Origin of the sequence: Mumia spirodelae (genome assembly GCF_050632745.1) — a bacterium.
Lineage (GTDB): Bacteria > Actinomycetota > Actinomycetes > Propionibacteriales > Nocardioidaceae > Mumia.
This window is the reverse complement of the sequence record NZ_JBODSD010000001.1, coordinates 1,162,932-1,186,164: the sequence shown is the minus strand read 5'-3', so window position 1 is coordinate 1,186,164 and position 23,233 is coordinate 1,162,932. Positions and strand designations below refer to the sequence as shown.

Here is a 23,233-nt window from a genome sequence, read left to right as displayed (position 1 = left end):
AGGCACGCGGGCCCGGCACGACAACGGCGCCGGCACACGCGAGGTGCGTGGGCCGGCGCCGCGAGGTCGTTACTTCTTGCCGTAGCGCTTCTCGAAGCGGGCGACGCGGCCGCCCGTGTCCAGGATGCGCTGCTTGCCCGTGTAGAACGGGTGGCACGCGGAGCAGGTCTCGACGCGGATGACGCCGTCGGCCGCGGTGCTGCGCGTGGTGAACGTGTTGCCGCACGTGCAGGAGACCTCGGTCGCCACGTAGGTGGGGTGGATGTCGTGCTTCATGGGTGTCTTCCTCTCGGTCAGCCGCTGGGTCGACCCGCTGGTCGGGCCGTGAACCAGAGCCTCAGGCATTGTGCCACCGTCGTTGGGTGAAACACGAATCGCGGGGGTGGCATTCCCGGGTCAGGCGACGATCATCGAGCCCGTCAGGAGGAGGAGCGAGACGGCCAGCAGCCCGACGGTGACGGTGAGGTAGACCGCCGTCTCCGAGATCGGGGCCCCCTTGTTGGCCTCGGTGAGCGCGAACAGCACCGAGGCCGCGGCGAGTGCGTTGAGCAGCACCGCCACGACCACCAGCGGGTTCACCGCAGGAGCTTCTCGATGTCGTCGACGAGGTCCTCCGGCTTGGTGGTCGGCGCGTAGCGGTCGACCACGTTGCCCTCGGAGTCGAGCAGGAACTTCGTGAAGTTCCACTTGATCCGGTCCCCCAGGACGCCCGACTTCTGGTCGCGCAGCCACTTGTAGAGCGGGTGCGCGTCGGCGCCGTTGACGTCGATCTTGGAGAACATCGGGAACGTCACGTCGTAGGTCAGGGAGCAGAACTCCTTGATCTCGGCCTCGTCGCCCGGCTCCTGGTTGCGGAACTGGTCGCACGGGAAGCCGAGGACCACGAGCCCCTCGTCCTGGTACTTCCGGTAGAGCTCCTCGAGCCCTTCGTACTGCGGGGTGAAGCCGCACTTGCTCGCCGTGTTGACGACGAGGACGGCCTTGCCACGGAACTCGTCGAGGCTGCGCTCGTTGCCGTCGATGTCGACGGCGCGGAAGTCGTACGCGGAGGTCATGCGCACAGCGTACGGGGCGCGCACGCGACGAGGCGGTCGGGTCCGTCCTGGGCCCGACCGCCTCGCGTACGCCGTGGGTGGGCGTCAGTCGTCGTCGTTGCCGCCGCGACGTCCGGTGGACGGGGTCGACTGGTTGATCTGCATGAGGAACTCGACGTTGCTCTTGGTCGTCTTGAGCTTCTCGATCATCAGCTCCAGCGCCTGCTGCCCGTCGAGCGCCGACAGGACGCGACGGAGCTTCCAGATGATCGAGAGCTCCTCGCGGCTCATCAGGAGCTCCTCGCGGCGGGTGCCCGACGCCTCGACGTCGATCGCCGGGAAGATGCGCTTGTCCGCGAACTCGCGGCGCAGGCGCAGCTCCATGTTGCCGGTGCCCTTGAACTCCTCGAAGATCACCTCGTCCATCCGCGAGCCGGTCTCGACCAGCGCGGTGGCGAGGATCGTCAGGGAGCCGCCGTCCTCGATGTTGCGGGCGGCGCCGAAGAACTTCTTCGGCGGGTAGAGCGCCGAGGAGTCGACGCCACCGCTGAGGATGCGGCCGCTCGCCGGGGCGGCCAGGTTGTAGGCGCGGCCGAGGCGCGTGATGCCGTCCAGCAGGACGACCACGTCGTGACCGAGCTCGACCAGACGCTTGGCGCGCTCGATCGCGAGCTCCGCGACCGTGGTGTGGTCGGTGGCCGGGCGGTCGAAGGTCGAGGCGATGACCTCGCCCTTGACGGTGCGCTGGAAGTCGGTGACCTCCTCCGGACGCTCGTCGACGAGGACGACCATCAGGTGGCACTCGGGGTTGTTGGTGGTGATCGCGTTCGCGATCTGCTGCATCACCATCGTCTTGCCGGCCTTGGGCGGCGACACGATGAGGCCGCGCTGACCCTTGCCGATCGGCGAGACGATGTCGATGATGCGGCCGGAGAGCTGGGTCGGCTCGGTCTCGAGGCGCAGGCGCTCCGAGGCGTAGAGCGGGGTCAGCTTGGCGAACTCGACCCGCTGCTTGGCCTCCTCGATCGTCATGCCGTTGACCGACTCGATCTTGACCAGCGGGTTGAACTTCTCCTTGCGCTCGCCCTCGCGGGGCTGGCGCACCTGGCCGACGATCGCGTCACCCTTGCGCAGGCCCCACTTGCGGACCATCGAGAGGGAGACGTAGACGTCGTTCTCTCCCGGCAGGTAGCCGCTGGTGCGGACGAACGCGTAGTTGTCGAGGACGTCGAGGATGCCCGCCGCAGGGATGAGGACGTCGTCCTCGGTCACGCTCGGCTCGGTCTCGCGGCCGCCGCGCTCGGGACGGTCGCGGTCACGGTTGCGGTTGCGGTTGCGGTTGCGGTTGCGACGGCGGCCGCCGCCCTCGCCGTCCCGGTCGGCGGCGCGGTCCGCTCCCCGGTCGCCCCCGCGGTCGCGGTTGGCGTCGTTGCGGTCGCGGCCGTCGTTCTTGTCGGCCTTGTCGTCACGGGTGCCGGCGTCGGTGCGCTCGCGGCCGTCGTTCTTCTTCTCGGCGCGCTCCTCGCGGGGCTTGTCACCGCGGTCGTCACGAGCCTTGTCGGAGCGGCGCTCGCGGGGCTGCTCGCCACCACGCGGCTCGCGGGCCTGCTGGTCACCACCGCGCTGGTCGCGGGCCTGCTGGCCGCGGTCCTCGCGCGAGGCGTCGGTGCGCGGAGCCGTCTCGACCGGAGCCGCGGCGACCGGGGCGGCCGCGACCGGCGCGGACGTCTCGGACGCGCTCGCCTCGGGAGCGCTCGTGCGGGCCGGCGCGGTCGGCGTCGAACCGCCCTGCGCGGCCTGGATGGCCTCGATGAGTGCGCCCTTGCGCATCTTGCCGACGCCCTTGATGCCCAGACCGGAGGCGATCTGCTGCAGCTCGGGGAGCACCATGGCGTTGAGGCCGGTGCCCCGTCGACGCGGGGTCTTCGCCACGGGCTCGGCCGCGGGCTCGCCGGCGCCGCCGAGCAGGGTGGGTGTTTCGGTCACGTGAGGTCCTTCCCACGTCAGGCGGCGTTCGGGCGCCGCTCGTTGTCAGCGGTCCGTACGATGTCGCGGACCGCCAGGTCCGACCCCGTGCACCGGAGGCGGACAAGCATTGCGTTTCCCACGCGGGTCCTGGAACTTCTGAACGTCATGACGGACGTCAGGAGGATGCGGGGAAGAGACGGGATCGAGGGGGGTTCGATCGGATCGGACCCTCTCGGATCACCTGATGTGACTGTAACACCCCCCACAGACCATCTGTTCCCCACCGGTGCTGCGAGTCACACAATCGTGACCTGGCGGGTGCACGCGTCACGCGCGGCGTGCGCCGCGGGGGTCGATGTCGAGCGGGAGCACGGCCCAGCCCTCGGGCGCACGACCGACCAGCGGTGCGGCGTCGTACGCGTCGGTGGCGAAGGCGAGCACGGTCGGTCCGGCGCCGGAGATGATCGCGGGGACGCCGTCGGCGCGCAGCTGCTGCACGAGGGCGTACGACGCCGGCATCGCCGGGGCTCGGTACGCCTGGTGCAGCGCGTCCTCGGTGGCGTCGAGGAGCAGCTCCGGGCGACCGTCGAGCGCCGCGACGAGCAGCGCGGCGCGACCGGCGTTGCGGGCGGCGTCGGCGTACGGCACCTGGTCGGGGAGCAGACCGCGCGCGACCTCGGTGGAGACGCCCTCGGGCGGGACGAACACGACCACGGAGGCCCGCACGTCGAGCCGTACGGCCCGCGTCAGCTCCCCGTCCGCCCACGCGATCGTGAGCCCGCCGAGGAGGGCGGCCGCGACGTTGTCGGGGTGCCCCTCGATGCGGGTCGCGAGCTCCAGCGCGCGGGCGTCGTCGAAGGGCGCCGCGCCCAGCGGCTGCACGGTGTCGGACCCACCGGCCAGCAGCGCCCGCGCCGCCGAGATCCCGCCGACGATCGCCGCCGAGCTGGACCCGAGACCGCGAGCGTGCGGGATCCGGTTGACGCAGTGCACCCGCAGACCCGGCTGGGCGACGCCGACCTCGTCGAGGACCGCGCGCAGCGACCGCACGACCAGGTGCGACTCGTCGCGGGGCACGTCGTCGGCCCCCACGCCCTCGACCGTCACCTCGAGACCGGCGTCACCGATCACCTCGGCGGTCACCTCGTCGTACAGCCCGAGGCCGAGACCCAGGGCGTCGTAGCCGGGGCCCAGGTTCGCCGACGACGCCGGGGTGACGACGGTGACCGGGCCCGAGACGAACGGGCTCATGCCGTGACCCTCGTGCTCATGCCAGACCGGCGAGCTCGGCGGCCTTGCGCACGTCGGCGTCGACGACATGCTCGGGGATCGCGCCGAGGTGGGTCAGCGGGGTGTCGATGTCCTTGAGGCCGTTGCCGGTGACGACGACCGCGATCGTCGAACCCTTGGCGACCTCGCCGGCGGCGGCCGCCTTGAGCAGACCGGCGACCCCGGCCGCGGAGGCCGGCTCGACGAAGACGCCGTCGCGCCGCGCGAGCTCACGCTGGGCGTCGAGGATCTCCTGGTCCGACACCGCGGCGATGCGGCCGCCGGACTCGTCGCGGGCGGCGACGGCGAGGTGCCACGACGCAGGGTTGCCGATCCGGATCGCGCTGGCGACCGTCTCCGGGTCGGGCACGGGGCTGCCGATCACCAGCGGCGCGGCACCCTCGGCCTGGAACCCCCACACCTCGGGGCGACGCGTCGACACGCCGTCCGCGGCGTACTCGCTGTAGCCGAGCCAGTAGGCGGAGATGTTGCCCGCGTTGCCGACCGGCATCACGTGCAGGTCGGGTGCGTCGCCGAGCGCGTCGACGATCTCGAACGCGCCCGTCTTCTGGCCCTGGAGCCGGACGGGGTTCACGGAGTTGACCAGCGCGACCGGGTAGGAGTCGGCGAGCCCGCGGGCGATGGCGAGGCAGTCGTCGAAGTTGCCGCGGACCTGCACGACGAGCGAGTCGAACATCAGCGCCTGGGCCATCTTGCCGGCGGCGATCTTGCCCTGCGGCACGAGGACGATCGGCCGCAGGCCGGCGCGTACGGCGTACGCCGCCATCGACGCCGAGGTGTTGCCGGTCGAGGCGCACACGACGGCCTTCGCCCCCTCGGCGGCCGCCACCGTGATCGCGGCCGTCATGCCGCGGTCCTTGAACGAGCCCGTCGGGTTGGCGCCCTCCACCTTCAGGTGGACGTCGCCACCCGTGACGTCCGAGAGCCAGCCCGACCGGACGAGCGGCGTGCCGCCCTCCCCCAGCGTGACCGCCGGCGTGTCGCCGATGACGGGGAGCCGGTCGCGGTACTCGTCGATCACGCCACGCCAGAGGCGGGCGCCGTGCTGCTCGGTCACAGTCCTTCTCCTTCGACCCGCATCACCGACGACACGTCCCGGACCATCGGCAGGTCGCGGAGCTGCCGGACCGTGCGCGAGAGCGCGGCGTCGGATGCGGTGTGGGTGATGACGACGAGCTGGGCGTCGTCGCCGTGGCCCTCCTGCCGGACGGCCGAGATCGAGACCTCGTTCTCCGCGAACGCCAAGGCGACCGAGGCGAGCACGCCCGCCTTGTCGTCGACGTCGAGGGCGATGTGGTAGCGAGTGCGGGCGTCGCCGATCCCGAGGACGCGGCGCCGCGCGTGCGTGCGCTCGGGCGGTCCCGTCACACCGAGCAGGCGGTTGCGGGCGACCGTGACGACGTCGCCGAGCACGGCGCTCGCGGTCGGCGCGCCGCCGGCGCCGGGACCGTAGAACATCAGCTGGCCGGCGGACTCGCTCTCCACGAAGACCGCGTTGTAGGCGCCGCGCACGCTCGCGAGCGGGTGGTCCTTGGGGATCATCACGGGGTGGACGCGGGCGGCGACCGCCTCACCGTCCTCGCTCTGGTCGCAGATCGCGAGGAGCTTGACCACGCAGCCCATGTCGTCGGCCGAGCGGATGTCGGCGGCGGTGACGTCGGTGATGCCCTCGCGGTGGACGTCGTCGATGGTCACCCGGGTGTGGAACGCGAGGCTGGCGAGGATCGCCGCCTTGGCCGCCGCGTCGAACCCCTCGACGTCGGCCGTCGGGTCGGCCTCGGCGAACCCGAGGCGCTGGGCCTCCTCCAGCGCCTCGTCGAAGCCCTGGCCGGTGGTGGTCATCGCGTCGAGGATGAAGTTGGTGGTGCCGTTGACGATGCCCAGCACACGGCGTACGTGGTCGCCGGTGAGCGACTCCCGCAGCGGGCGGACGATCGGGATCGCGCCGGCGACGGCGGCCTCGTACGACAGGTCGCGCCCGGCGGCCTCCGCGGCGGCGAACAGCGTCCCGCCGTCCTCGGCGAGGAGCGCCTTGTTGCCCGTGACCACCGACGCGCCGTTCTCGAGCGCGGACAGGACGAGCGACCGCGCGGGCTCGATGCCGCCGATCAGCTCGATCACGACGTCGACGTCGCCGCGCGAGACCAGGCCGGTCGCGTCCGTCGTCAGGAGGGCAGGGTCGAAGGAGGTCTCACGGTCGGCCCGCACGCGGTGCACGGCGACGCCGACCAGCTCCAGCCGGGCGCCGATCCGCTGCGCGAGCTCGTCGGCGTCGCGCGTGAGCAGCCGGGCCACCTCGCTGCCGACGGCTCCGTGCCCGAGCAGCGCGACGCGCAGCGTGCGGGGTTCGTCAGGGTGGGAGGTCACCGGTCCAGCCTAGTCGTGGGAGCGGGGGTCGGACGTCGCTGTCCGAACTGGGAGCCGTCGCCGCAGGTCAACCGACGTCGAGGCGCAGGAGGTCGTCCTCGGTCTCGCGACGGACGATCAGCCGCGCCTCGCCGCCCTTGACCGCGACGACCGCGGGGCGGGGGACGTGGTTGTAGTTGGAGGCGAGCGAGCGGCAGTAGGCCCCGGTGCCGGGCACCGCGACGAGGTCGCCGGGGCCGACGTCGGAGGGCAGGAACTCGTCCTTGACCACGATGTCGCCGGACTCGCAGTGCTTGCCGACGACCCGGCTCAGCACCGGGTCGGCGTCCGAGGCCCGCGAGGCGAGCGTGCACGAGTAGTCCGCGTCGTACAGCGCCGTACGCACGTTGTCGCTCATGCCGCCGTCGACCGCGACGTAGCGACGGGTCGCTCCCCCGTCGAGTGCGACGTCCTTGGTCGTGCCGACCTCGTACAGCGTGAACGTCGACGGGCCGGAGATCGCGCGGCCGGGCTCGACCGACAAGCGCGGGACCGCGATGCCGAGCCCGCGGCACTCCCGCTCGACGATCTCGCGCATGCCGTCGGCGAGCTGCTGCGGCGTCGAGGGGTCGTCCTGGGTCGTGTACGCGATGCCGTAGCCGCCGCCGAGGTCCAGCTCCGGCGCGACGTAGCCCAGCTCGTCGGCGATCCGCGCGTGCAGCGTCACGACGCGGTGCGCCGCCACCTCGAAGCCTGCGGTGTCGAAGATCTGCGAGCCGATGTGCGAGTGCAGGCCGAGGAGCTCCAGCGACGGGCGCGCCAGCACCTGGCGAACCGCCTCGAACGCGTCGCCCTCGGTGATCGAGAGACCGAACTTCTGGTCCTCGTGCGCGGTCGCGATGTACTCGTGGGTGTGCGCCTCGACGCCGGCGGTCACCCGGACCATCACCCGCGCGGTGACGCCGAGCTCGGCCGCGATCGTCGCGACCCGGTCGACCTCCAGCAGCGAGTCGACGATGATCTTGCCGACGCCGACCTCGAGCGCCCGGCGGATCTCGGCGACGCTCTTGTTGTTGCCGTGCAGGCCGAGGTTGGCAGGGGGCACACCCGCCCGCAGCGCGACCGCGAGCTCGCCGCCGGTGCAGACGTCCATCCGCAGCCCTTCCTCGGTGATCCACCGCGCGACGGCGGTGCAGAGGAAGGCCTTGGCGGCGTAGTAGACGTCCCACCCGGCGAACGCGTCGCGGAAGGCGCGGGCACGTGCCCGCAGGTCGTCCTCGTCCACGACGTACAGCGGTGTCCCGAACTCCGCCGCGAGGGCGCTCGCCCCCACGCCGGCGACGGCGAGCTCACCGTCCTCGCGACGCTCCACGTGCGCCGACCAGAGGTGGCCGACCAGCGCGTTGATGTCGTCGGGCTCCCGCAGCCACGCCGGACCACGGCTCCCGGCCTGCCCGTGGAGGGCGCCAGCCTCGTGCGCGCGCACCGCGCGTCACATCCGCTCGGGCGCCGAGACGCCGAGCAGCTCGAGGCCGTTGGCGACGACCGTACGGGTGGCGTCGACGAGCACGAGCCGGGCCAGGTGGACCGGCTGCACGTCCTCGTCGCCCTGCGGCAGCACGCGGCACACGTCGTAGAACTTGTGGAACGCGGCCGCGGTGTCCTCCAGGTAGCGCGCGATCCGGTGCGGCTCGTGCAGCTCGGCGGCGCGGGCCACCACCCGCGGGAACTCGGCCAGCGCCCGCAGCAGGTCGCCCTCGCGCTCGGTCGAGAGGAGCGACAGGTCGGCGCTGTCGGGCGCCGGGACGAGCCCCAGGTCGGCGGCGTTGCGCAGGATGCTCGACAGCCGCGCGTGCGCGTACTGGACGTAGTAGACCGGGTTGTCGTTGCTCTGCCGGGTGATCTCGGCGACGTCGATCGTGAGCGGGGAGTCGACCGGGTGACGCGCGAGCGTGTAGCGCAGCGCGTCGACGCCGATCAGGTCGACGAGCTCGGACAGCGTCACGAGCGTGCCCGCCCGCTTGGACAGCTTGAGTTCGACCCCGTCGGAGAGGATCTTGACCAGCTGACCGATCAGGACCTCGAGGTTGTAGCCGGGCTGGTCCCCCGCGCACGCCGCCATCGCCTGGAGGCGCCCGACGTACCCGTGGTGGTCCGCGCCGAGCAGGTAGAGGCACTGCTCGAACCCGCGGGCCCGCTTGTCGAGGTAGTAGGCGGTGTCGGAGGCGAAGTAGGTGAGCTCGCCGTTGGAGCGGACCAGCACGCGGTCCTTGTCGTCGCCGAACTCGGTCGTCCGCATCCACGTGGCGCCGTCGGCCTCGAAGAGGTGGCCCTCCTTGGCGATGACCTCCAGCGCGCGGTCCACGGCGCCGGACTCGACGAGCGTGCGCTCGGAGAACCAGACGTCGAACAGGGTCCGGAAGGTCGCGAGGTCGGCCTTCTGGTGCGCCAGCTGGAGCTCGTAGCCCTTCTCGCGGAAGGCGACCAGCTGCTCGTCCGCGGGAAGCTCGCGGATGCCGGGGACGGCCTCGACCACCTCGGCGGCCAGGTCGGCGACGTAGCCGCCGTGGTAGCCGTCCTCGGGCACGTCCTCGCCGTTTGCCAGCGCCATCAGCGAGGCGCCGAACTTGTCCATCTGGCTGCCACGGTCGTTGATGTAGAACTCCGTCGACACCACCGCGCCGGCCGCGGTGAGGACCCGGGCGATCGCGTCGCCGACGACGGCCCAGCGGGTGTGGCCGAGGTGGAGCGGGCCTGTCGGGTTGGCGGAGATGAACTCGAGGTTGACCTTGCGGCCGCCGAGGGTGTCGGTGCGCCCGTACGCGCTGCCGGCCCGGACCACCTCGCCGGCCAGCGTCCCCTGCGCGCCGGTGTCGACGCGGACGTTGAGGAACCCGGGCCCGGCGACGTCGACCGAGCCGACGCCCGGAGCCTTGGCGAGCTCCTCGGAGAGCGCAGTCGCAAGGTCCCGCGGGGCCATCCCGGCCTTCTTGCCCAGCTGCAGCGCGACGTTCGTCGCGTAGTCGCCGTGGTCCTTGACCTTCGGTCGCTCGACGACGACCGTCGCCGGGACCTCAGGCAGGGAGACGGTCCCCGACGCCACCAGGGCGTTGAGGGCGTCGACGATCGCGTCGGACAGCTGTTCGGGAGTCACCCACGAATCGTATCGAGGCCCGTCAACGCCGATTGCGCGGTCTCATCCCTCCGCGACGCCGGCCTGCCACGACCGCTCCATCACGTCCCGCACCGTCTGCACGAGCATCTGCGGGTCGAAGGGCTTCGTGATGTAGGCGTCCACGCCCACGTCCTGCCCGCGCTGGAGGTCGTACGCCTGCGCCTGCGTCGTCACCATCACCACGGGGATGTCGCGGGTGCTCGGCGAACGCCGGAGCGCGCGGACGGTCTCGAGCCCGTCCATCCGGGGCATCACGACGTCGATCGTGACCACGTCGGGGCGGGTGTCCACCACCACGTCCAGGCACTCGAGGCCGTCGGCGGCCTCCAGCACCGTCCAGCCCTCGAGCTCGAAGTTCGTCCGCAGCAGCAGCCGGATCGAGTCGGTGTCGTCGACCACCAGGACACGCGGCGGCCGGCCGTTCGGGAAGGGCATGTGCGCAACCGTACTCGGCGTGCGATACCGTTGTCCGGCTCGCTCGAAAAGGCGAGCGGGGCCCCCGTAGCTCAGGGGATAGAGCACCGCCCTCCGGAGGCGGGAGCGTAGGTTCGAATCCTACCGGGGGCACCGCCGAAGGGCCGCTGACCTGCAACGACAGGTCAGCGCCCCTTCTGCTTGCCCAAGCGCGGTGAGCGTCAGCCGGCGTACGAGTAGAAGCCCTCGCCGGAGGCGACGCCGAGCTTGCCCTGGTCGATGAAGTCGCGCTTGAGGATCTCGGCGAACTTCTGCTGCGTCGGGTCGTCGGAGCCCTTCGAGATGTTGTACGGCGTGACCATGCCGATCACGTCGAAGATCTGGAACGGGCCCATCGGCGCGCCCGTGGCGATCCGCCAGGTCTTGTCGATCGTCTCGACGTCGGCGACGCCGTTCACCCAGAGGGCTGCCGCGGCGTTGAGCAGCGGGACCAGCAGCGAGTTGAGGACGTAGCCGGGCTGCTCCTTCTTGACCTCGATGGGGACCATGCCGATCGCGCGGGCGAAGGCGACGACGGTCGCGTAGACCGCGGGGTCGGTCTTGGCCGTGCCCATCACCTCTGCGGTGTTCTGGACCCAGACGCGGTTCGCGAAGTGCAGCGCCAGGAAGCGGTCCGGTCGCCCGGTGGCCTCCATGAAGTCGCTGGGCAGCAGCGTCGAGGAGTTGGTGGCGAAGATCGTCCGCTCGGGCGCGGCCTCCCCCACCTGCTGCCAGGTCGCGCGCTTGACGTCGAGGCTCTCCGGGACGGCCTCGATGACGAGGTCGGCGTCCTTCACCGCCTCGGCCACGTCGGCGGAGTACGAGATCCGGGCGAGGCCGGCCTTCGCCTTGCCGTCGCCGGCGCCCTCGACCTCGGCCTCGTACGTGGTCACGAGCCGGTCGAAGCGCTCGCGCGCCGTCGCCAGCGCGGCGTCGTCGATGTCGTACGCGACGACGTCGAAGCCGGCGTACGCGGTGGCGTAGGCGATCTGCGAGCCGAGGACCCCGGTCCCCAGGACGGTCACGTTCTTGATGTCGGTCATGGTGTTGCTCCCTTCCGAGCAGGGCGGGGCGTGGTCAGGTAGCCACGCACGACGAGGGCGACCTGGGTCGCCAGGAGGTCCGCGAGCGGGTCGACGGCGAGGTCGGGCCGTGCGGCGGACAGGATCGCCACGTGCAGCGACGCGAAGACGGCGTCGGCGGCCGCCGAGGGGTCGGGCGCCTCCGTCCGCGGGTGGCTGCGCGCCCAGGCCTTCTCGAGCAGCCCGGCGATCGCGGTGACGAATCCGTCGACCAGGGCGAGGGCCTCGGTGCGGTACGGGCCGTCCGCACCGAAGACCACCTCGCGCTGGTAGAAGGCCGTGTTCTCCGCACTCGCCCGGCTCTCCTCGAGCAGCGGCGCGACCAGCGCGAGCACGGCCCGCGCAGGGTCGTCCTCCCGTCCGGCGGCCTCGCGTCCTGTCTCGAGGGCCTGGGCGACACGGGCGTTGGTGACCATCAGCAGGAGCTCCGGCTTGGTCGCGGCGTAGCGGAAGAGCGTGCCGGCAGCGACGTCCGCGCGGTCGGCCACCTGCTGCGTGGTCACGCCCGCGTAGCCGTGCTCGTCGAAGAGCGCGGAGGCTGCCGCGAGGATGCGCGCGTGCTTCTCCTGCTTGTTGCGCTCGCGCCTGCCGGGAGTCGTCACGCCGTCCACCTCCTCGTGTGTCGAGCTCGCCAATGCGGATCTCACTCATAAATGAGTCTACTCCGTTTTATCGAGAACCCCAGGGCGGCACCGCGCGGACGTACGCTTAGGGGCATGCGAGCGAACCGCGGCAACCGCCTTCCCAGCTGGGCAGCGTGGCTCTCCGTCGCGGCGCTCGTCGGTCTGACCGTCGGCCCGGTGGTCGCGGTGGTCGCCGCGGGCGCCTGTGCGGCGGTCCTCACGGCCGAGGAGGTCGGCTACCGCCGGCGCGCCCGCGCCTACTTCGCCCGGTTGCACCGGTCCTCGCGCCGACGCCACGACGCGATCCTGGACGGCTGGATGGAGATGCGGGAGAACGCCGACGCGGACGCCGCGAACCTCGCCGACGACGTACGCCGCAAGCCCGCCGCGCGCTTCGTCACCGCCGCCGCCGTGGCCGCCGACCGCAGGGACGCGGCCCGTCCCCGCGACTACCGCAGCATCGCCGCGTACGCCGACGCCGTCGCCGACCTGGAGCGCGCATGGCGGCGGCTCGAGATGCAGGCCCGCGGCCTGGAGCTGTGGGGCGACGCGCGCCGGTGGGGTCGTGACCACCTTCCCGAGGCGGCGACCACCCTCGTCGCTCCCCTCGTCCCCGTGGTCCGCTCGGCAGCGCAGGCCGCGTGGCGTGCCGCGGAGGCGCGCTTCGTGACACCGGCGCGCGACGACCGGACCGCATAGCCCCAGCGCTAGGAGCGCGCTGCGGCGAGCGCGCCGAGGACCGCTCCGGCGTGGCCGAGCACGGCCACATAGGTCCCCGTCCCGGCCAGCACGTCGACCACCACCCCCAGGAGCGCGAACGCCGCGAACCCCGCCCACGCGCCGACGACCCCGACGGCGAGCCGTCGCACGAGCGTCCTGCGCAACGGCGGCGCCGGACGGACGAGCAGCCCGGCGAGGACGCCGATGACGCAGACCGAGACCAGGGGAAGGAGCATGCCTCCATCCTGGGCGGCGACACGCCTGCGGTGATCCGGGACGACCCCCATCCGTACCCCTGTCTCGGACGCTCACACCTGCGTGTCACGCAGAGGCTGTGACCCCGACCACGCTGCGGGACCGTCGGTGGCGACCCTTCGCCCGGGGTCTACCCTGGTACGCGTATGCCCTGTGGGCGTCGGAGACAACGGACAACCCGGAAGAGGCGATCGAGGCCGTGGCCGAGAGCGACAGCCCCCTGCCAGATTTTGGCACCAACCAGTGGCTCGTCGAGGAGATGTACGAGCGCTACAAGTCGGACCCCGCGTCTGTCGACGCGTCCTGGTCCCGGCTCTTCGAGGGGGGTGGAACGACGCCGAGCAGCCCGCCGACCGGGAACGCGACGGCGACGGCCGTGAAGCCGGCCGCCACGAAGCCGGCACCCGCGGGGAGCGCCCCGAAGCCGGCGACCGCGACCCCCGCGGCGAAGGCGCCCGCCGCCGAGGCCAAGCCCGCTGCGCCCGCCGCGCCCAAGGCTGCGCCGAAGGCTGCTGCGCCGGCGTCCAAGCCCGCCGCCACGAAGGCCGCCACGGCGAAGCCCGCCGCGACCACCTCGGAGGCGACTGACGTTGAGAAGAAGGTCCTGCGCGGCGCGGCAGCACGTACGGCGCTCAACATGGATGAGAGCCTCAGCGTCCCGACCGCGACCAGCGTCCGCTCGGTCCCGGTCAAGCTGCTGATCGACAACCGCATCGTCATCAACAACCACCTGGCCCGTGCCCGCGGCGGCAAGGTGTCGTTCACCCACCTCATCGGCTACGCGCTCGTCAAGGCGCTGAAGGCCATGCCGGAGATGAACGCCGGGTTCGACGTCGTCGACGGCAAGCCGACCCTCCTGACGCCCGCGCACATCAACCTCGGTCTCGCGATCGACCTCGCCAAGCCCGACGGCACCCGGCAGCTGCTCGTGCCGTCGATCAAGCAGGCCGACACGATGGACTTCGCGCAGTTCTGGACGGCGTACGAGGCCGTCGTCGACAAGGCGCGCAACAACAAGCTGACCGTCGCCGACTTCCAGGGCACGACGATCAGCCTCACCAACCCCGGCACCATCGGCACCAACCACTCGGTGCCGCGCCTGATGAAGGGCCAGGGCGCCATCATCGGCGTCGGCTCGATGGACTACCCGCCGGAGTTCCAGGGCGCCTCCGAGCACACGATCGCCACCCAGGCGATCTCCAAGATGATGACGCTGACGTCGACCTACGACCACCGCATCATCCAGGGCGCGCAGTCCGGCGACTTCCTCCGTCGCGTCAGCGGGCTGCTCCTCGGAGAGGACGGCTTCTACGACGAGATCTTCCGCGCGCTCAAGATCCCCTACGAGCCGATCCGCTGGGCCCGCGACATCGCCGTCAGCCACGACGACGAGGTGCACCGCCAGGCGCGCGTGCTCGAGCTGATCCACGCCTTCCGCGTCCGCGGCCACCTGATGGCCGACACGAACCCGCTCGACCACTCCCCCCGCAGCCACCCCGACCTCGAGATCTCCTCGCACGGTCTGACGCTGTGGGACCTCGAGCGCGAGTTCGCCACGGGCTCGTTCGGCGGGCGCGAGCGTCGCTTCATGAAGCTGCGCGAGATCCTCGGGATCCTCCGGGACTCGTACGCCCGCACGTCGGGCATCGAGTACATGCACATCCAGGACCCCGAGCAGCGGCTCTGGATCCAGGAGCGCGTCGAGCGCGAGCACTCCAAGCCGCCCCGCGAGGAGCAGCTGCGGATCCTGCACAAGCTCAACCAGGCCGAGGCGTTCGAGACGTTCCTGCAGACGAAGTTCGTCGGGCAGAAGCGCTTCAGCCTCGAGGGCTCCGAGACGACGATCCCGCTCGTCGACGAGATCTGCGAGGCTGCTGCGGCCGACGAGCTCGACGAGGTCTGCATCGGCATGGCGCACCGCGGACGCCTCAACGTCCTGGTCAACATCGCCGGCAAGAACCCGGGCTACGTCTTCCGTGAGTTCGAGGGCAACATCGACCCGCGGACCGTGCAGGGCTCGGGCGACGTGAAGTACCACCTCGGCGTCGAGGGCGAGTTCACCGCGGCCAACGGCGACACCATCAAGGTGTCCGTCGCCGCGAACCCGTCGCACCTCGAGGTCGTCGACCCGGTGCTCGAGGGCATCACGCGCGCCAAGCAGGACCGGCTGAACCGCGGCGAGGAGTTCCCGATCCTCCCGCTGCTCATCCACGGCGACGCGGCGTTCGCCGGCCAGGGCGTGGTGGCGGAGACGCTCAACCTCTCCCAGCTGCGCGGCTACCGCACCGGCGGCACGATCCACGTGATCGTCAACAACCAGGTCGGCTTCACCACCTCGCCGAGCTCCTCGCGGTCCTCGACGTACGCCACCGACGTCGCCCGGATGATCCAGGCGCCGATCTTCCACGTCAACGGCGACGACCCCGAGGCGTGCATCCGCATCGCCCAGCTGGCCTACGAGTACCGCAAGGCGTTCAAGAGCGACGTCGTGATCGACCTGATCACGTACCGCAAGCGCGGTCACAACGAGGGCGACGACCCGAGCTTCACCCAGCCGCTGATGTACGACGTGATCGAGAAGAAGAAGTCGGTCCGTGTGCTCTACACGTCGGCTCTCGTCGGTCGTGGCGACATCACGATGGAGGAGGCCGAGAGCGCGCTCAAGGACTACCAGGACCAGCTGCAGCGCGTCTTCGCCGAGGCCAGCACCGTCGACGAGTACCAGACGGCGCCGGAGTACCCGGAGAAGCCCGAGCTGCCGCGCCTGGAGACGGCGGTGACGCCGGAGACGCTCAAGGCGGTCGCCGAGGCGTACACCAGCGTCCCCGACGGCTTCACGGTCCACCCGAAGGTGCTCCCTCAGCTCCAGCGCCGCGCGGCGTCGATCACCGCCGGCCCGATCGACTGGGGGACCGGCGAGATCATCGCCATCGGCTCGCTCCTCCTCGACGGGCGCCCGGTGCGCCTGGCGGGACAGGACTCGCGTCGCGGCACGTTCTCCCAGCGGTTCGCGACGATCATCGACCGTCGTACCGGTGCCGAGTGGACGCCGCTGACGCGGATGAGCGACGACCAGGGCACGTTCTACATCTACGACTCGCTGCTCAGCGAGTACGCCGCGCTCGGCTTCGAGTACGGCTACTCGGTGGCGCGGCCCGAGGCGCTCACGATGTGGGAGGCGCAGTTCGGCGACTTCGTCAACGGCGCGCAGTCCGTCATCGACGAGTACATCTCGGCCGGCGAGGCGAAGTGGGGCCAGAAGTCGGGCGTCGTCCTGCTCCTGCCGCACGGCTACGAGGGCCAGGGTCCCGACCACTCGTCGGCCCGCATCGAGCGGTTCCTCCAGCTCGCGGCGGAGGACGCGATGGTCGTCGCGCAGCCGTCGACCCCCGCGTCGTACTTCCACCTGCTCCGCAAGCAGAACCTCGAGAGCGAGCACCGTCCGCTGATCGTGTTCACGCCGAAGCAGCTCCTGCGCCTGAAGGCCGCGACCTCGCAGCCGGAGGACTTCACGTCGGGTGCGTTCCAGCCGGTGCTGGCCGACCCCGCCGAGGGGAGCCTGGACGCGAGCAAGGTCGAGCGGGTCGTCCTCACCTCCGGCCGGGTCGCGTACGACGTCCTCGCGACGCGCGACAAGGTCGAGAAGGACGGGATCCGTACGGCGGTCGTCCGCGTCGAGCAGCTCTACCCGCTGCCGCTGGACGAGATCAACGCCGAGCTCGCGAAGTACCCGAACGTGTCCGAGGTCCGCTGGGTCCAGGACGAGCCCGCCAACCAGGGTCCGTGGCCGTTCATGGCGCTGAACCTGGCGCCGGAGCTCGAGCTGCCGCTGGTCCGGGTCTCGCGCGACGCGTCGGCCGCCCCGTCGGTCGGCAACCACAAGCGTCACGTCGAGGAGAACAAGGCGCTCATGGAGCGCACGTTCGCCTGATCGGCGCAGAGGAGGACCGGTGTACTTCACCGACCGTGGGATCGAGGAGCTGGCCTCCCGTCGCGGCGACGAGGAGCTCACGTTCGCGTGGCTCTCGGAGCGGCTGCAGGAGTTCGTCGACCTGAACCCGGAGTTCGAGGTCCCCGTCGAGCGGCTCGCCACCTGGCTGGCGCGCCTCGACGACGAGGACGACTGAGCAGCAGAACCACGAAGGCCCGCCGATCCACGACCGGATCGGCGGGCCTTCCGTTTGCGGTGCTCCCACCGCAAACGGTGTCAGCGGGTCAGGACGATCTTGCCGAACACGTCCCCCGACGCCACGGCCTCGAAGCCCTTCGCGGCGTCGGTCATCGGGATCACCTGGTCGATCAGCGGCTTCGTGCCGGTCACGTCGAGGAACTCGACGAGCTGGGCGAGCTCCGTACGCGTCCCCATCGTCGAGCCCTGGACACGCAGCTGGAGGAAGAAGATGCGCGTCAGCTCGGCCTGCGACGGGTTGTTGCCCGACGTCGCGCCGGCGATGACGATCGTGCCGCCCGGCTTGAGCGACTTCACCGAGTGAGACCAGGTGGCGGCGCCGACGGTCTCCATCACGGCGTCGACGCGCGCAGGCAGCCGCGCTCCGGACTCGAAGACCTCGTCGGCCCCGATCTCGAGCGCGCGGGCGCGCTTGGCCGCGTCGCGACTCGTCGCGTAGACGCGGATCCCGGCGGCGTGCGCCAGCGTGATCAGCGCCGTCGACACGCCACCGCCCGCTCCCTGGACGAGGACGGTGTCGCCGGGCTTGAGGCCGGACTGGGTGAAGAGCATCCGGTAGGCGGTCAACCAGGCCGTCGGGAGGCACGCCGCCTCCTCGAACGACAGGCCGGCCGGCTTCGGCACCACGTTGCGGCGCGGCACCACGACCTTGTCGGCGAACGTCCCCTGGTAGCGCTCGGAGAGCAGCGACCGCTTAGGGTCGTGCGTCTCGTCGCCCGTCCAGGACGGGTCGCTGATCACGGCGTGGACGACGACCTCGTTGCCGTCCTCGTCGTAGCCCGCGGCGTCGCAGCCGAGGATCATCGGCAGCTGCTCCTCGCGCAGACCCACGCCCCGCAGGGACCACACGTCGTGGTGGTTCAGCGAGGCGGCCTTGACGGTGACGGTCGTCCACCCGTCCGGGACCTCGGGGTCGGGGCGCTCACCCACCACGAGGCCGGAGAGCGGGTCGTCGTTGCTGAAGGACTCGGCGTACACGGCAAACATGTCCGCACCCTACCCACGAGTCGCCGCGCCCTCGGGCGAGGTCCGCTGGTCGAGTAGCGGCGACGTCCGCTGGTCGAGTAGCGGCGACGCCCGCTGGTCGAGTAGCGGCGAGCCCCTGGGCGAGCCGCGTATCGAGACCGACCGGGTCTCGATACGCCGACTCCGCTAGCGCTCCGCCGGCTACTCGACCAGCGAGAAAGGCTACCGACGCGCGACGCCGTCGCGACGGGCCGCGGCCATCACCGCACCCGCCACCGCCGGCGCCACCCGCTCGTCGAACGGCGAGGGGATGACGTACGACGGGCTGAGCCGGTCGCCCACCAGCTCCGACAGCGCCCGGGCCGCGGCGACCTTCATGCCCTCCGTCACCCGCGACGCGCGGACGTCCAGCGCCCCCCGGAACAGGCCCGGGAACGCCAGCACGTTGTTGATCTGGTTGGGGTAGTCCGACCGCCCCGTGGCGACCACCCGCGCGTGACGGCGGGCGATGTCCGGGTGCACCTCGGGCGTCGGGTTGGCGAGCGCGAACACGATGGCGTCGTCGGCCATCCGCTCGATCGCCGACTCCCCGACCGTGCCGCCCGAGACGCCGATGAACACGTCGGCGCCGTGGAGCGCGTCCGAGAGCTGCCCCGTACGACCCCACTCGCTGGTCTCGTACGCGAGCTCCGCCTTGATCGGCGTGAGGTCCGTGCGGGCCTGGTGGATGACGCCGCCGCGGTCCACGACCGCGAGCTTGCGGACCCCGCTGGCCTGCAGGATGCGGGCGATCGCGACGCCGGCAGCACCGGCGCCCGAGATCACGACCTTGGTGTCCTCGATCTCGCGCTCGGTCAGCCGCAGCGCGTTGAGCAGCGCCGCCAGCGTGACGATCGCCGTCCCGTGCTGGTCGTCGTGGAAGACGGGGATGTCGACCCGTGCCTGCAGGGCGCGCTCGATCTCGAAGCAGCGCGGAGCCGCGATGTCCTCGAGGTTGATCCCACCGAAGCTCGGCGCCATCCGGACGACCGTGTCGACGAAGTCGTCCGGGTCGCGCACGTCGAGGGCGAGCGGGATGGCGTCGACCCCGCCGAACTGCTTGAAGAGGACGGCCTTGCCCTCCATCACCGGCAGCGACGCCGTGGGGCCGATGTCGCCCAGGCCGAGCACCGCGGAGCCGTCGGTGACGACCGCGACCGTGTTGGGGACCCAGGTGTAGTCGTCGGCCACCGTCGGGTCGGCGGCGATGGCCTCGCAGACGCGGGCGACGCCCGGCGTGTACGACAGGGAGAGGTCGTCGGCGTCACGCAGCGGCGCGGTCGCGGTGATCTCCATCTTGCCGCCCCGGTGTACGTCGAATACCGGGTCCCCCGCGAACTGCGACGAGAACGGGACACGGTCGACTGACTCGGCAACCACGACAGAACCTCACTGGAGAGAGAAAAGGAGACACGTCCCCGCAGCACGGACAGCGCCGACGAAGGACGGACCGGTCGAGAACGGGACCGGGAACCGGAGCCCCACGCACGGCCGGTCTGGCCGCGGGAGCGGTGAAGAGGGGGTGACCCGCGGCCTATTCAACCACACGCGTCACAGCTGGGACGCGCGCGCCTCGTCGTCGACGGCCTTGAGGATGCGACTCGTCGCCGGCGAGAGCGTGCCCCAGAGGACGGCCGCGGCGACCACGACGAACACGCCGGCCAGCGGTGGCGCCGCCTCGCGGAGGTTCCAGGCGAGGCCGAGCTGGATCAGCTGGGTGAACGCGATCGGCGCCCGGACCCAGCTCTGGAGGCGCCACAGCCCACGTGCTGAGACGAGCAGCAGTGCGGCGTAGGCGAAGAAGAAGATCGAGGTCCCGATCGCCAGCACCGCACGGTCCCGATGGAGGTCCAGGAGGTCCAGGACGGCGAAGACCACCAGCGCAAGACCCTCGACGGCGAGGAGCAGGGCGGCTACGGTGATCCTGGGCGTCGGCGCAGGCGTGGTGTGACCCACGGAACAGGCTCCTTCGGTCGTATTGCTCTTGTGTTAACACGTGTTTCTTGCGACGATCATAGTGCTGCTGTTCAGCGCTGATTCACGGTGTGTTTCCGGGCGCAGGACGGCAGATCGGATGCTCGGACCCCCCTCCTTCACGGTAGGGATCCGCACGCATTCGCCCCCGCTCGTGAAGTCATTCACAACGTAGAGATCGCGGCCCCTCTCGCGGTCAGAAGAAAGGACGTTTCGCCATGGACTGGCGTCACCACGCTGCCTGCCTCGACGAGGACCCGGAGCTGTTCTTCCCGATCGGGAGTACGGGCCCGGCGATCTCGCAGGTCGAGGAGGCGAAGGTGGTGTGCCGTCGCTGCGACGTCCGCGAGCAGTGTCTCACGTGGGCTCTGGAGTCCGGACAGGACCATGGCGTCTGGGGCGGCATGAGCGAGGACGAGCGCCGCGCTCTCAAGCGCCGTACGGCTCGGGCCCGCATCCGCACCGCCTGACCCGCTCTCCCGACTGGCGCGGCCGGCAGGCCGTACGCCGTCGCACCCAGGTCCCGTTCCCGCACCCGCGGGGCGGGACCTTCGTACGTCCGGGGGCGACCCGCCCGACCGGCTCGTCGAGGCGGTCACCGGCCCGCGAGCGGCACCTCGAGACGCACCTTCGTGCCCCCGCCGCCCGTAGCCGGGTGACGCGGCCCGAAGGACAGCACTCCCCCGAGCTCGGACTCGACCAGCGTCGCCACGATCGAGACTCCGAGGCTCGTGGTCGCCCGCGGGTCGAACCCCGCGGGCAGCCCGACCCCGTCGTCGAGGACGGCCACGTCCAGCACGTCCCCCCGCTTGCGCACCTCGACCACGACGTGGCCGCGCTCCTCCTCGCCGAACGCGTGCTCGGCGGCGTTCTGGATCAGCTCGGTGAGCACCATCGCGAGCGGCGTCGCGACCTCCGCGGGCAGCTCGCCGAACGACCCCACCCGCTCGGTGGTGACGCTCCGGGCCGGCGAGGCCACCTCCGCCACCATCGTCCGCAGCCGGTCCGCGACCTCGTCGAACTCGACCTTCTCGTCGAACGCCTGGCTCAGCGTCTCGTGGACGACCGCGATCGAGCCGATGCGGCGTACGGCCTCCTCCAGCGCCTCGCGCCCGGCGCCGGTCTCCATCCGCCGGGCCTGCAGCCGCAGCAGCGCCTGGACGGTCTGGAGGTTGTTCTTGACCCGGTGGTGGATCTCCCGGATCGTCGCCTCCTTGCTCATCAGCTCGCGCTCGCGCCGTCGCAGCTCGGTGACGTCGCGCAGGAGCACCAGAGCGCCGGACGGCTCCCCGGCCGACCGCAGCGGGATCGCGCGCAGGCTGAGCGAGGCGTCCCCGTTCTCCAGCTCGGCCTGGGTGCCGGTGCGGCCGGTGAGGGTGGGCAACGTCGCCTGGTCGGTGGGGCGGTTCGGGGCGGCGATCAGCGTCCGGGTCACCTCCGCCAGGTCAGCACCTTCGAGGTCGCCGGTCACGCCGAGCCGCCGGAAGGCGGACACGCCGTTGGGGCTGGCGTACGTCACGTGCCCGGACGCGTCGGTCCGGATCAGCCCGTCGCCGACCCGGGGCGAGTGCGAGAGGTCGGACTGCTCTCCCGGCAAGGGGAAGGCGCCCTCGCTGATCATCTCCGTGAGGTCGTCGGCCATCGCGAGGTACGCGAGCTCGAGGCGGCTCGGCGTCCGTACGCCGAGGAGGTTCGTGCTGCGCGCGATCACCGCGATGACCTCGCCGTCCCGGCGTACGGGGATGGTCTCGAGGCGTACGGGGATGTCGTCGCGCCACTCGGGATCCCCCTCCCGGACGACGCGTCCGTCGCGGAACGCCGCGTCGATCGTGGGCCGACGGTTGCGGGGGACGAAGTCACCGACGACGTCGTCGAGGTGGGCCGTCACGCCCGTCGTGGGCCGCATCTGCGCTCCCGCCCAGAACCCCTTGCCCTCCGCGTCCGGCAGCCAGAGGACGAGGTCGGCGAACGAGAGGTCGGCGAGGATCTGCCAGTCCGCGACGAGCTGGTGGAGCCACTCCATGTCCGCAGCGTCGAGGCTGGTCTGATGGCTGGCGACGTCGTCGAGGGAAGGCACGGAGCCCAGCGTATCCAGCGGTCGACGACGGTCGGTCTGCCTGCCGAGACGAGTGTGGGGCGGGTCTCGTCGTCGACGCCGTCCGTGCGACCATAGCCCCGTGTCCGAGTCGTACTGGCGTTCCGTGATCGGCGCCGGGATGCAGGTGCCGAGCGACAGGTCGCTCAACGACCTCACGCTCGAGCTGATCGACATGCTCGCCAGCCCCGACCAGCAGCAGCGCGACGGCATCGCCTTCCCGCTGCTCGCGACGTGGATCCACTCCGGCGAGTACGACGCGCTGCTCCGCGGCTTCGGCAACGGCGTCGTGACCGGGCTGCGCACCGGCCTCGGCACCCAGGGAGACCTCACGGTCCTGCGCCGTTCCTACACCGCGCTCGTGCTCTCGGAGATCATCGTCCGCGACAACGAGATGCAGCTGCTGCCCGCGGCGACCGTGATGGGCTGGGGCGACCAGGCGACGTCGTGGCTGGTGCGCGAGAAGGACCTGCGCGGATGGATCCCCGAGGTGGGCTGGGCGCACGCCGTCGCCCACGGGGCGGACCTGCTGGGCGCGCTCGCCCGCTCCCCGCACTTCGACAAGCTCGAGCTGACGGTCCTGCTCGACGTCATCGCCGACCGGCTCCTGATCCCGACCGAGCACGTCCTGCACCACGGCGAGGACGACCGCCTGGCCTACGCCGCGATGGCGGTCCTGCACCGCAACGCGGTCTCCCCCAACGTCGTCGAGCCCTGGCTCGCCCGGCTCGGCGCCGGCACCCGGCGGCCGAGGACGCGCGGCGGGTCGCCGGGCGAGTGGCCGACACCCGCGGCGTACAACACCTCGCGGTTCCTCCGCGCCCTGTACGTCCAGCTCGCCCTCGGCGTGAAGGGGCGGGCCGGCGTGGCCGGCGACGACGAGCTCTTCTCCACCCCGGCGCCGCACCGGGCCGACCTGCTCCTCGCGGCGATCGAGCAGATCCGCGCGGAGACGCCGTGGCTGTTCCCGACCGTCGCCGGCAAGCGGACGGTCACCACCACGCGCTGACCGGGGTGTACTCGT

The 23,233-nt window shown here is 71.5% G+C and carries 22 protein-coding genes and 1 tRNA gene; 6 read left to right on the top strand and 17 right to left on the bottom strand.

What is annotated here, in order from left to right; all coding sequences use genetic code 11:
* Nucleotides 1-69: 69 nt before the first annotated feature.
* From rpmE to ACQSSQ_RS05730, 10 genes are all read right to left on the bottom strand, one after another.
* Nucleotides 70-276, bottom strand: a complete 207-nt coding sequence (gene rpmE, locus ACQSSQ_RS05775; RefSeq protein WP_431326080.1) for a 50S ribosomal protein L31 — start codon at nt 274-276, stop codon at nt 70-72.
* Between the two features lie 120 nt (nt 277-396).
* A complete protein-coding gene (locus ACQSSQ_RS05770; RefSeq protein ID WP_431326079.1) occupies nt 397-579 on the bottom strand; it encodes a hypothetical protein in 183 nt (60 codons plus the stop codon).
* Complete coding sequence (locus ACQSSQ_RS05765) at nt 576-1,055, bottom strand: glutathione peroxidase (RefSeq protein WP_431326078.1); 480 nt, start codon at nt 1,053-1,055, stop codon at nt 576-578. The genes ACQSSQ_RS05770 and ACQSSQ_RS05765 overlap by 4 nt, the downstream gene beginning before the upstream one ends.
* An 84-nt stretch (nt 1,056-1,139) precedes the next feature.
* Nucleotides 1,140-2,924, bottom strand: a complete 1,785-nt coding sequence (gene rho, locus ACQSSQ_RS05760; protein WP_431326778.1) for a transcription termination factor Rho — start codon at nt 2,922-2,924, stop codon at nt 1,140-1,142.
* A gap of 405 nt (nt 2,925-3,329) precedes the next feature.
* On the bottom strand, nt 3,330-4,253 hold the full coding sequence (thrB, locus tag ACQSSQ_RS05755; protein WP_431326077.1) for a homoserine kinase: 924 nt from the start codon (nt 4,251-4,253) through the stop codon (nt 3,330-3,332).
* A gap of 16 nt (nt 4,254-4,269) precedes the next feature.
* Nucleotides 4,270-5,349 (bottom strand): threonine synthase, encoded by a 1,080-nt coding sequence (thrC, locus tag ACQSSQ_RS05750; RefSeq protein WP_431326076.1) that lies wholly within the window; start codon nt 5,347-5,349, stop codon nt 4,270-4,272.
* On the bottom strand, nt 5,346-6,659 hold the full coding sequence (locus tag ACQSSQ_RS05745) for a homoserine dehydrogenase (RefSeq protein ID WP_431326075.1): 1,314 nt from the start codon (nt 6,657-6,659) through the stop codon (nt 5,346-5,348). The genes thrC and ACQSSQ_RS05745 overlap by 4 nt, the downstream gene beginning before the upstream one ends.
* Before the next feature lie 67 nt (nt 6,660-6,726).
* Entirely contained in the window at nt 6,727-8,124 is a 1,398-nt protein-coding gene (gene lysA, locus ACQSSQ_RS05740; RefSeq protein WP_431326074.1) for a diaminopimelate decarboxylase, read from the bottom strand.
* A gap of 6 nt (nt 8,125-8,130) precedes the next feature.
* Nucleotides 8,131-9,792 carry an arginine--tRNA ligase gene (gene argS / locus ACQSSQ_RS05735; protein ID WP_431326073.1) on the bottom strand — a complete coding sequence of 554 codons (1,662 nt, stop codon included), beginning with the start codon at nt 9,790-9,792 and terminating at the stop codon, nt 8,131-8,133.
* 42 nt (nt 9,793-9,834) lie between these two features.
* A complete protein-coding gene (locus ACQSSQ_RS05730) occupies nt 9,835-10,248 on the bottom strand; it encodes a response regulator (protein WP_431326072.1) in 414 nt (137 codons plus the stop codon).
* A 60-nt stretch (nt 10,249-10,308) separates the two neighbouring features.
* Here ACQSSQ_RS05730 and ACQSSQ_RS05725 point away from each other — a divergent pair.
* Nucleotides 10,309-10,380, top strand: a tRNA-Arg gene (locus ACQSSQ_RS05725).
* A gap of 68 nt (nt 10,381-10,448) precedes the next feature.
* On the opposite strand, the gene ACQSSQ_RS05720 is transcribed toward ACQSSQ_RS05725, so the two are convergent.
* Both ACQSSQ_RS05720 and ACQSSQ_RS05715 read right to left on the bottom strand, forming a co-directional pair.
* The gene (locus tag ACQSSQ_RS05720) at nt 10,449-11,309 is read right to left on the bottom strand and encodes a 3-hydroxyacyl-CoA dehydrogenase (protein ID WP_431326071.1); all 861 of its coding nucleotides are present in this window, start codon (nt 11,307-11,309) and stop codon (nt 10,449-10,451) included.
* Complete coding sequence (locus tag ACQSSQ_RS05715; RefSeq protein ID WP_431326070.1) at nt 11,306-11,950, bottom strand: TetR/AcrR family transcriptional regulator; 645 nt, start codon at nt 11,948-11,950, stop codon at nt 11,306-11,308. The genes ACQSSQ_RS05720 and ACQSSQ_RS05715 overlap by 4 nt, the downstream gene beginning before the upstream one ends.
* A gap of 114 nt (nt 11,951-12,064) precedes the next feature.
* On the opposite strand from ACQSSQ_RS05715, the gene ACQSSQ_RS05710 reads away from it, so the two are divergent.
* Nucleotides 12,065-12,670, top strand: a complete 606-nt coding sequence (locus ACQSSQ_RS05710) for a hypothetical protein (RefSeq protein WP_431326069.1) — start codon at nt 12,065-12,067, stop codon at nt 12,668-12,670.
* Between the two features lie 8 nt (nt 12,671-12,678).
* On the opposite strand, the gene ACQSSQ_RS05705 is transcribed toward ACQSSQ_RS05710, so the two are convergent.
* On the bottom strand, nt 12,679-12,927 hold the full coding sequence (locus ACQSSQ_RS05705; protein WP_431326068.1) for a hypothetical protein: 249 nt from the start codon (nt 12,925-12,927) through the stop codon (nt 12,679-12,681).
* Nucleotides 12,928-13,136: 209 nt separating this feature from the next.
* Here ACQSSQ_RS05705 and ACQSSQ_RS05700 point away from each other — a divergent pair, with 209 nt between their 5' ends.
* Both ACQSSQ_RS05700 and ACQSSQ_RS05695 read left to right on the top strand, forming a co-directional pair.
* A complete protein-coding gene (locus ACQSSQ_RS05700) occupies nt 13,137-16,877 on the top strand; it encodes a multifunctional oxoglutarate decarboxylase/oxoglutarate dehydrogenase thiamine pyrophosphate-binding subunit/dihydrolipoyllysine-residue succinyltransferase subunit (protein ID WP_431326777.1) in 3,741 nt (1,246 codons plus the stop codon).
* A 19-nt stretch (nt 16,878-16,896) separates the two neighbouring features.
* Nucleotides 16,897-17,073 carry a DUF6104 family protein gene (locus ACQSSQ_RS05695; RefSeq protein ID WP_431326067.1) on the top strand — a complete coding sequence of 59 codons (177 nt, stop codon included), beginning with the start codon at nt 16,897-16,899 and terminating at the stop codon, nt 17,071-17,073.
* Between the two features lie 80 nt (nt 17,074-17,153).
* Here ACQSSQ_RS05695 and ACQSSQ_RS05690 read toward each other — a convergent pair whose 3' ends face one another.
* The 3 genes from ACQSSQ_RS05690 to ACQSSQ_RS05680 form a co-directional block, all read right to left on the bottom strand.
* On the bottom strand, nt 17,154-18,122 hold the full coding sequence (locus ACQSSQ_RS05690) for a zinc-binding dehydrogenase (RefSeq protein ID WP_431326066.1): 969 nt from the start codon (nt 18,120-18,122) through the stop codon (nt 17,154-17,156).
* 201 nt (nt 18,123-18,323) lie between these two features.
* Entirely contained in the window at nt 18,324-19,520 is a 1,197-nt protein-coding gene (locus ACQSSQ_RS05685; protein WP_431326065.1) for an NAD(P)-dependent malic enzyme, read from the bottom strand.
* 171 nt (nt 19,521-19,691) lie between these two features.
* The gene (locus tag ACQSSQ_RS05680; protein ID WP_431326064.1) at nt 19,692-20,096 is read right to left on the bottom strand and encodes a hypothetical protein; all 405 of its coding nucleotides are present in this window, start codon (nt 20,094-20,096) and stop codon (nt 19,692-19,694) included.
* A gap of 236 nt (nt 20,097-20,332) precedes the next feature.
* On the opposite strand from ACQSSQ_RS05680, the gene ACQSSQ_RS05675 reads away from it, so the two are divergent.
* Nucleotides 20,333-20,584, top strand: coding sequence for a WhiB family transcriptional regulator (locus ACQSSQ_RS05675; protein WP_431326063.1), 252 nt, complete (start codon nt 20,333-20,335; stop codon nt 20,582-20,584).
* Between the two features lie 125 nt (nt 20,585-20,709).
* Here the strand turns inward: ACQSSQ_RS05675 and ACQSSQ_RS05670 are convergent, their stop codons facing one another.
* Complete coding sequence (locus ACQSSQ_RS05670; RefSeq protein WP_431326062.1) at nt 20,710-22,191, bottom strand: sensor histidine kinase; 1,482 nt, start codon at nt 22,189-22,191, stop codon at nt 20,710-20,712.
* Between the two features lie 100 nt (nt 22,192-22,291).
* Between ACQSSQ_RS05670 and ACQSSQ_RS05665 the strand changes: the two genes are divergently transcribed.
* On the top strand, nt 22,292-23,218 hold the full coding sequence (locus tag ACQSSQ_RS05665; protein WP_431326061.1) for a DUF2785 domain-containing protein: 927 nt from the start codon (nt 22,292-22,294) through the stop codon (nt 23,216-23,218).
* Nucleotides 23,219-23,233: the final 15 nt, after the last annotated feature.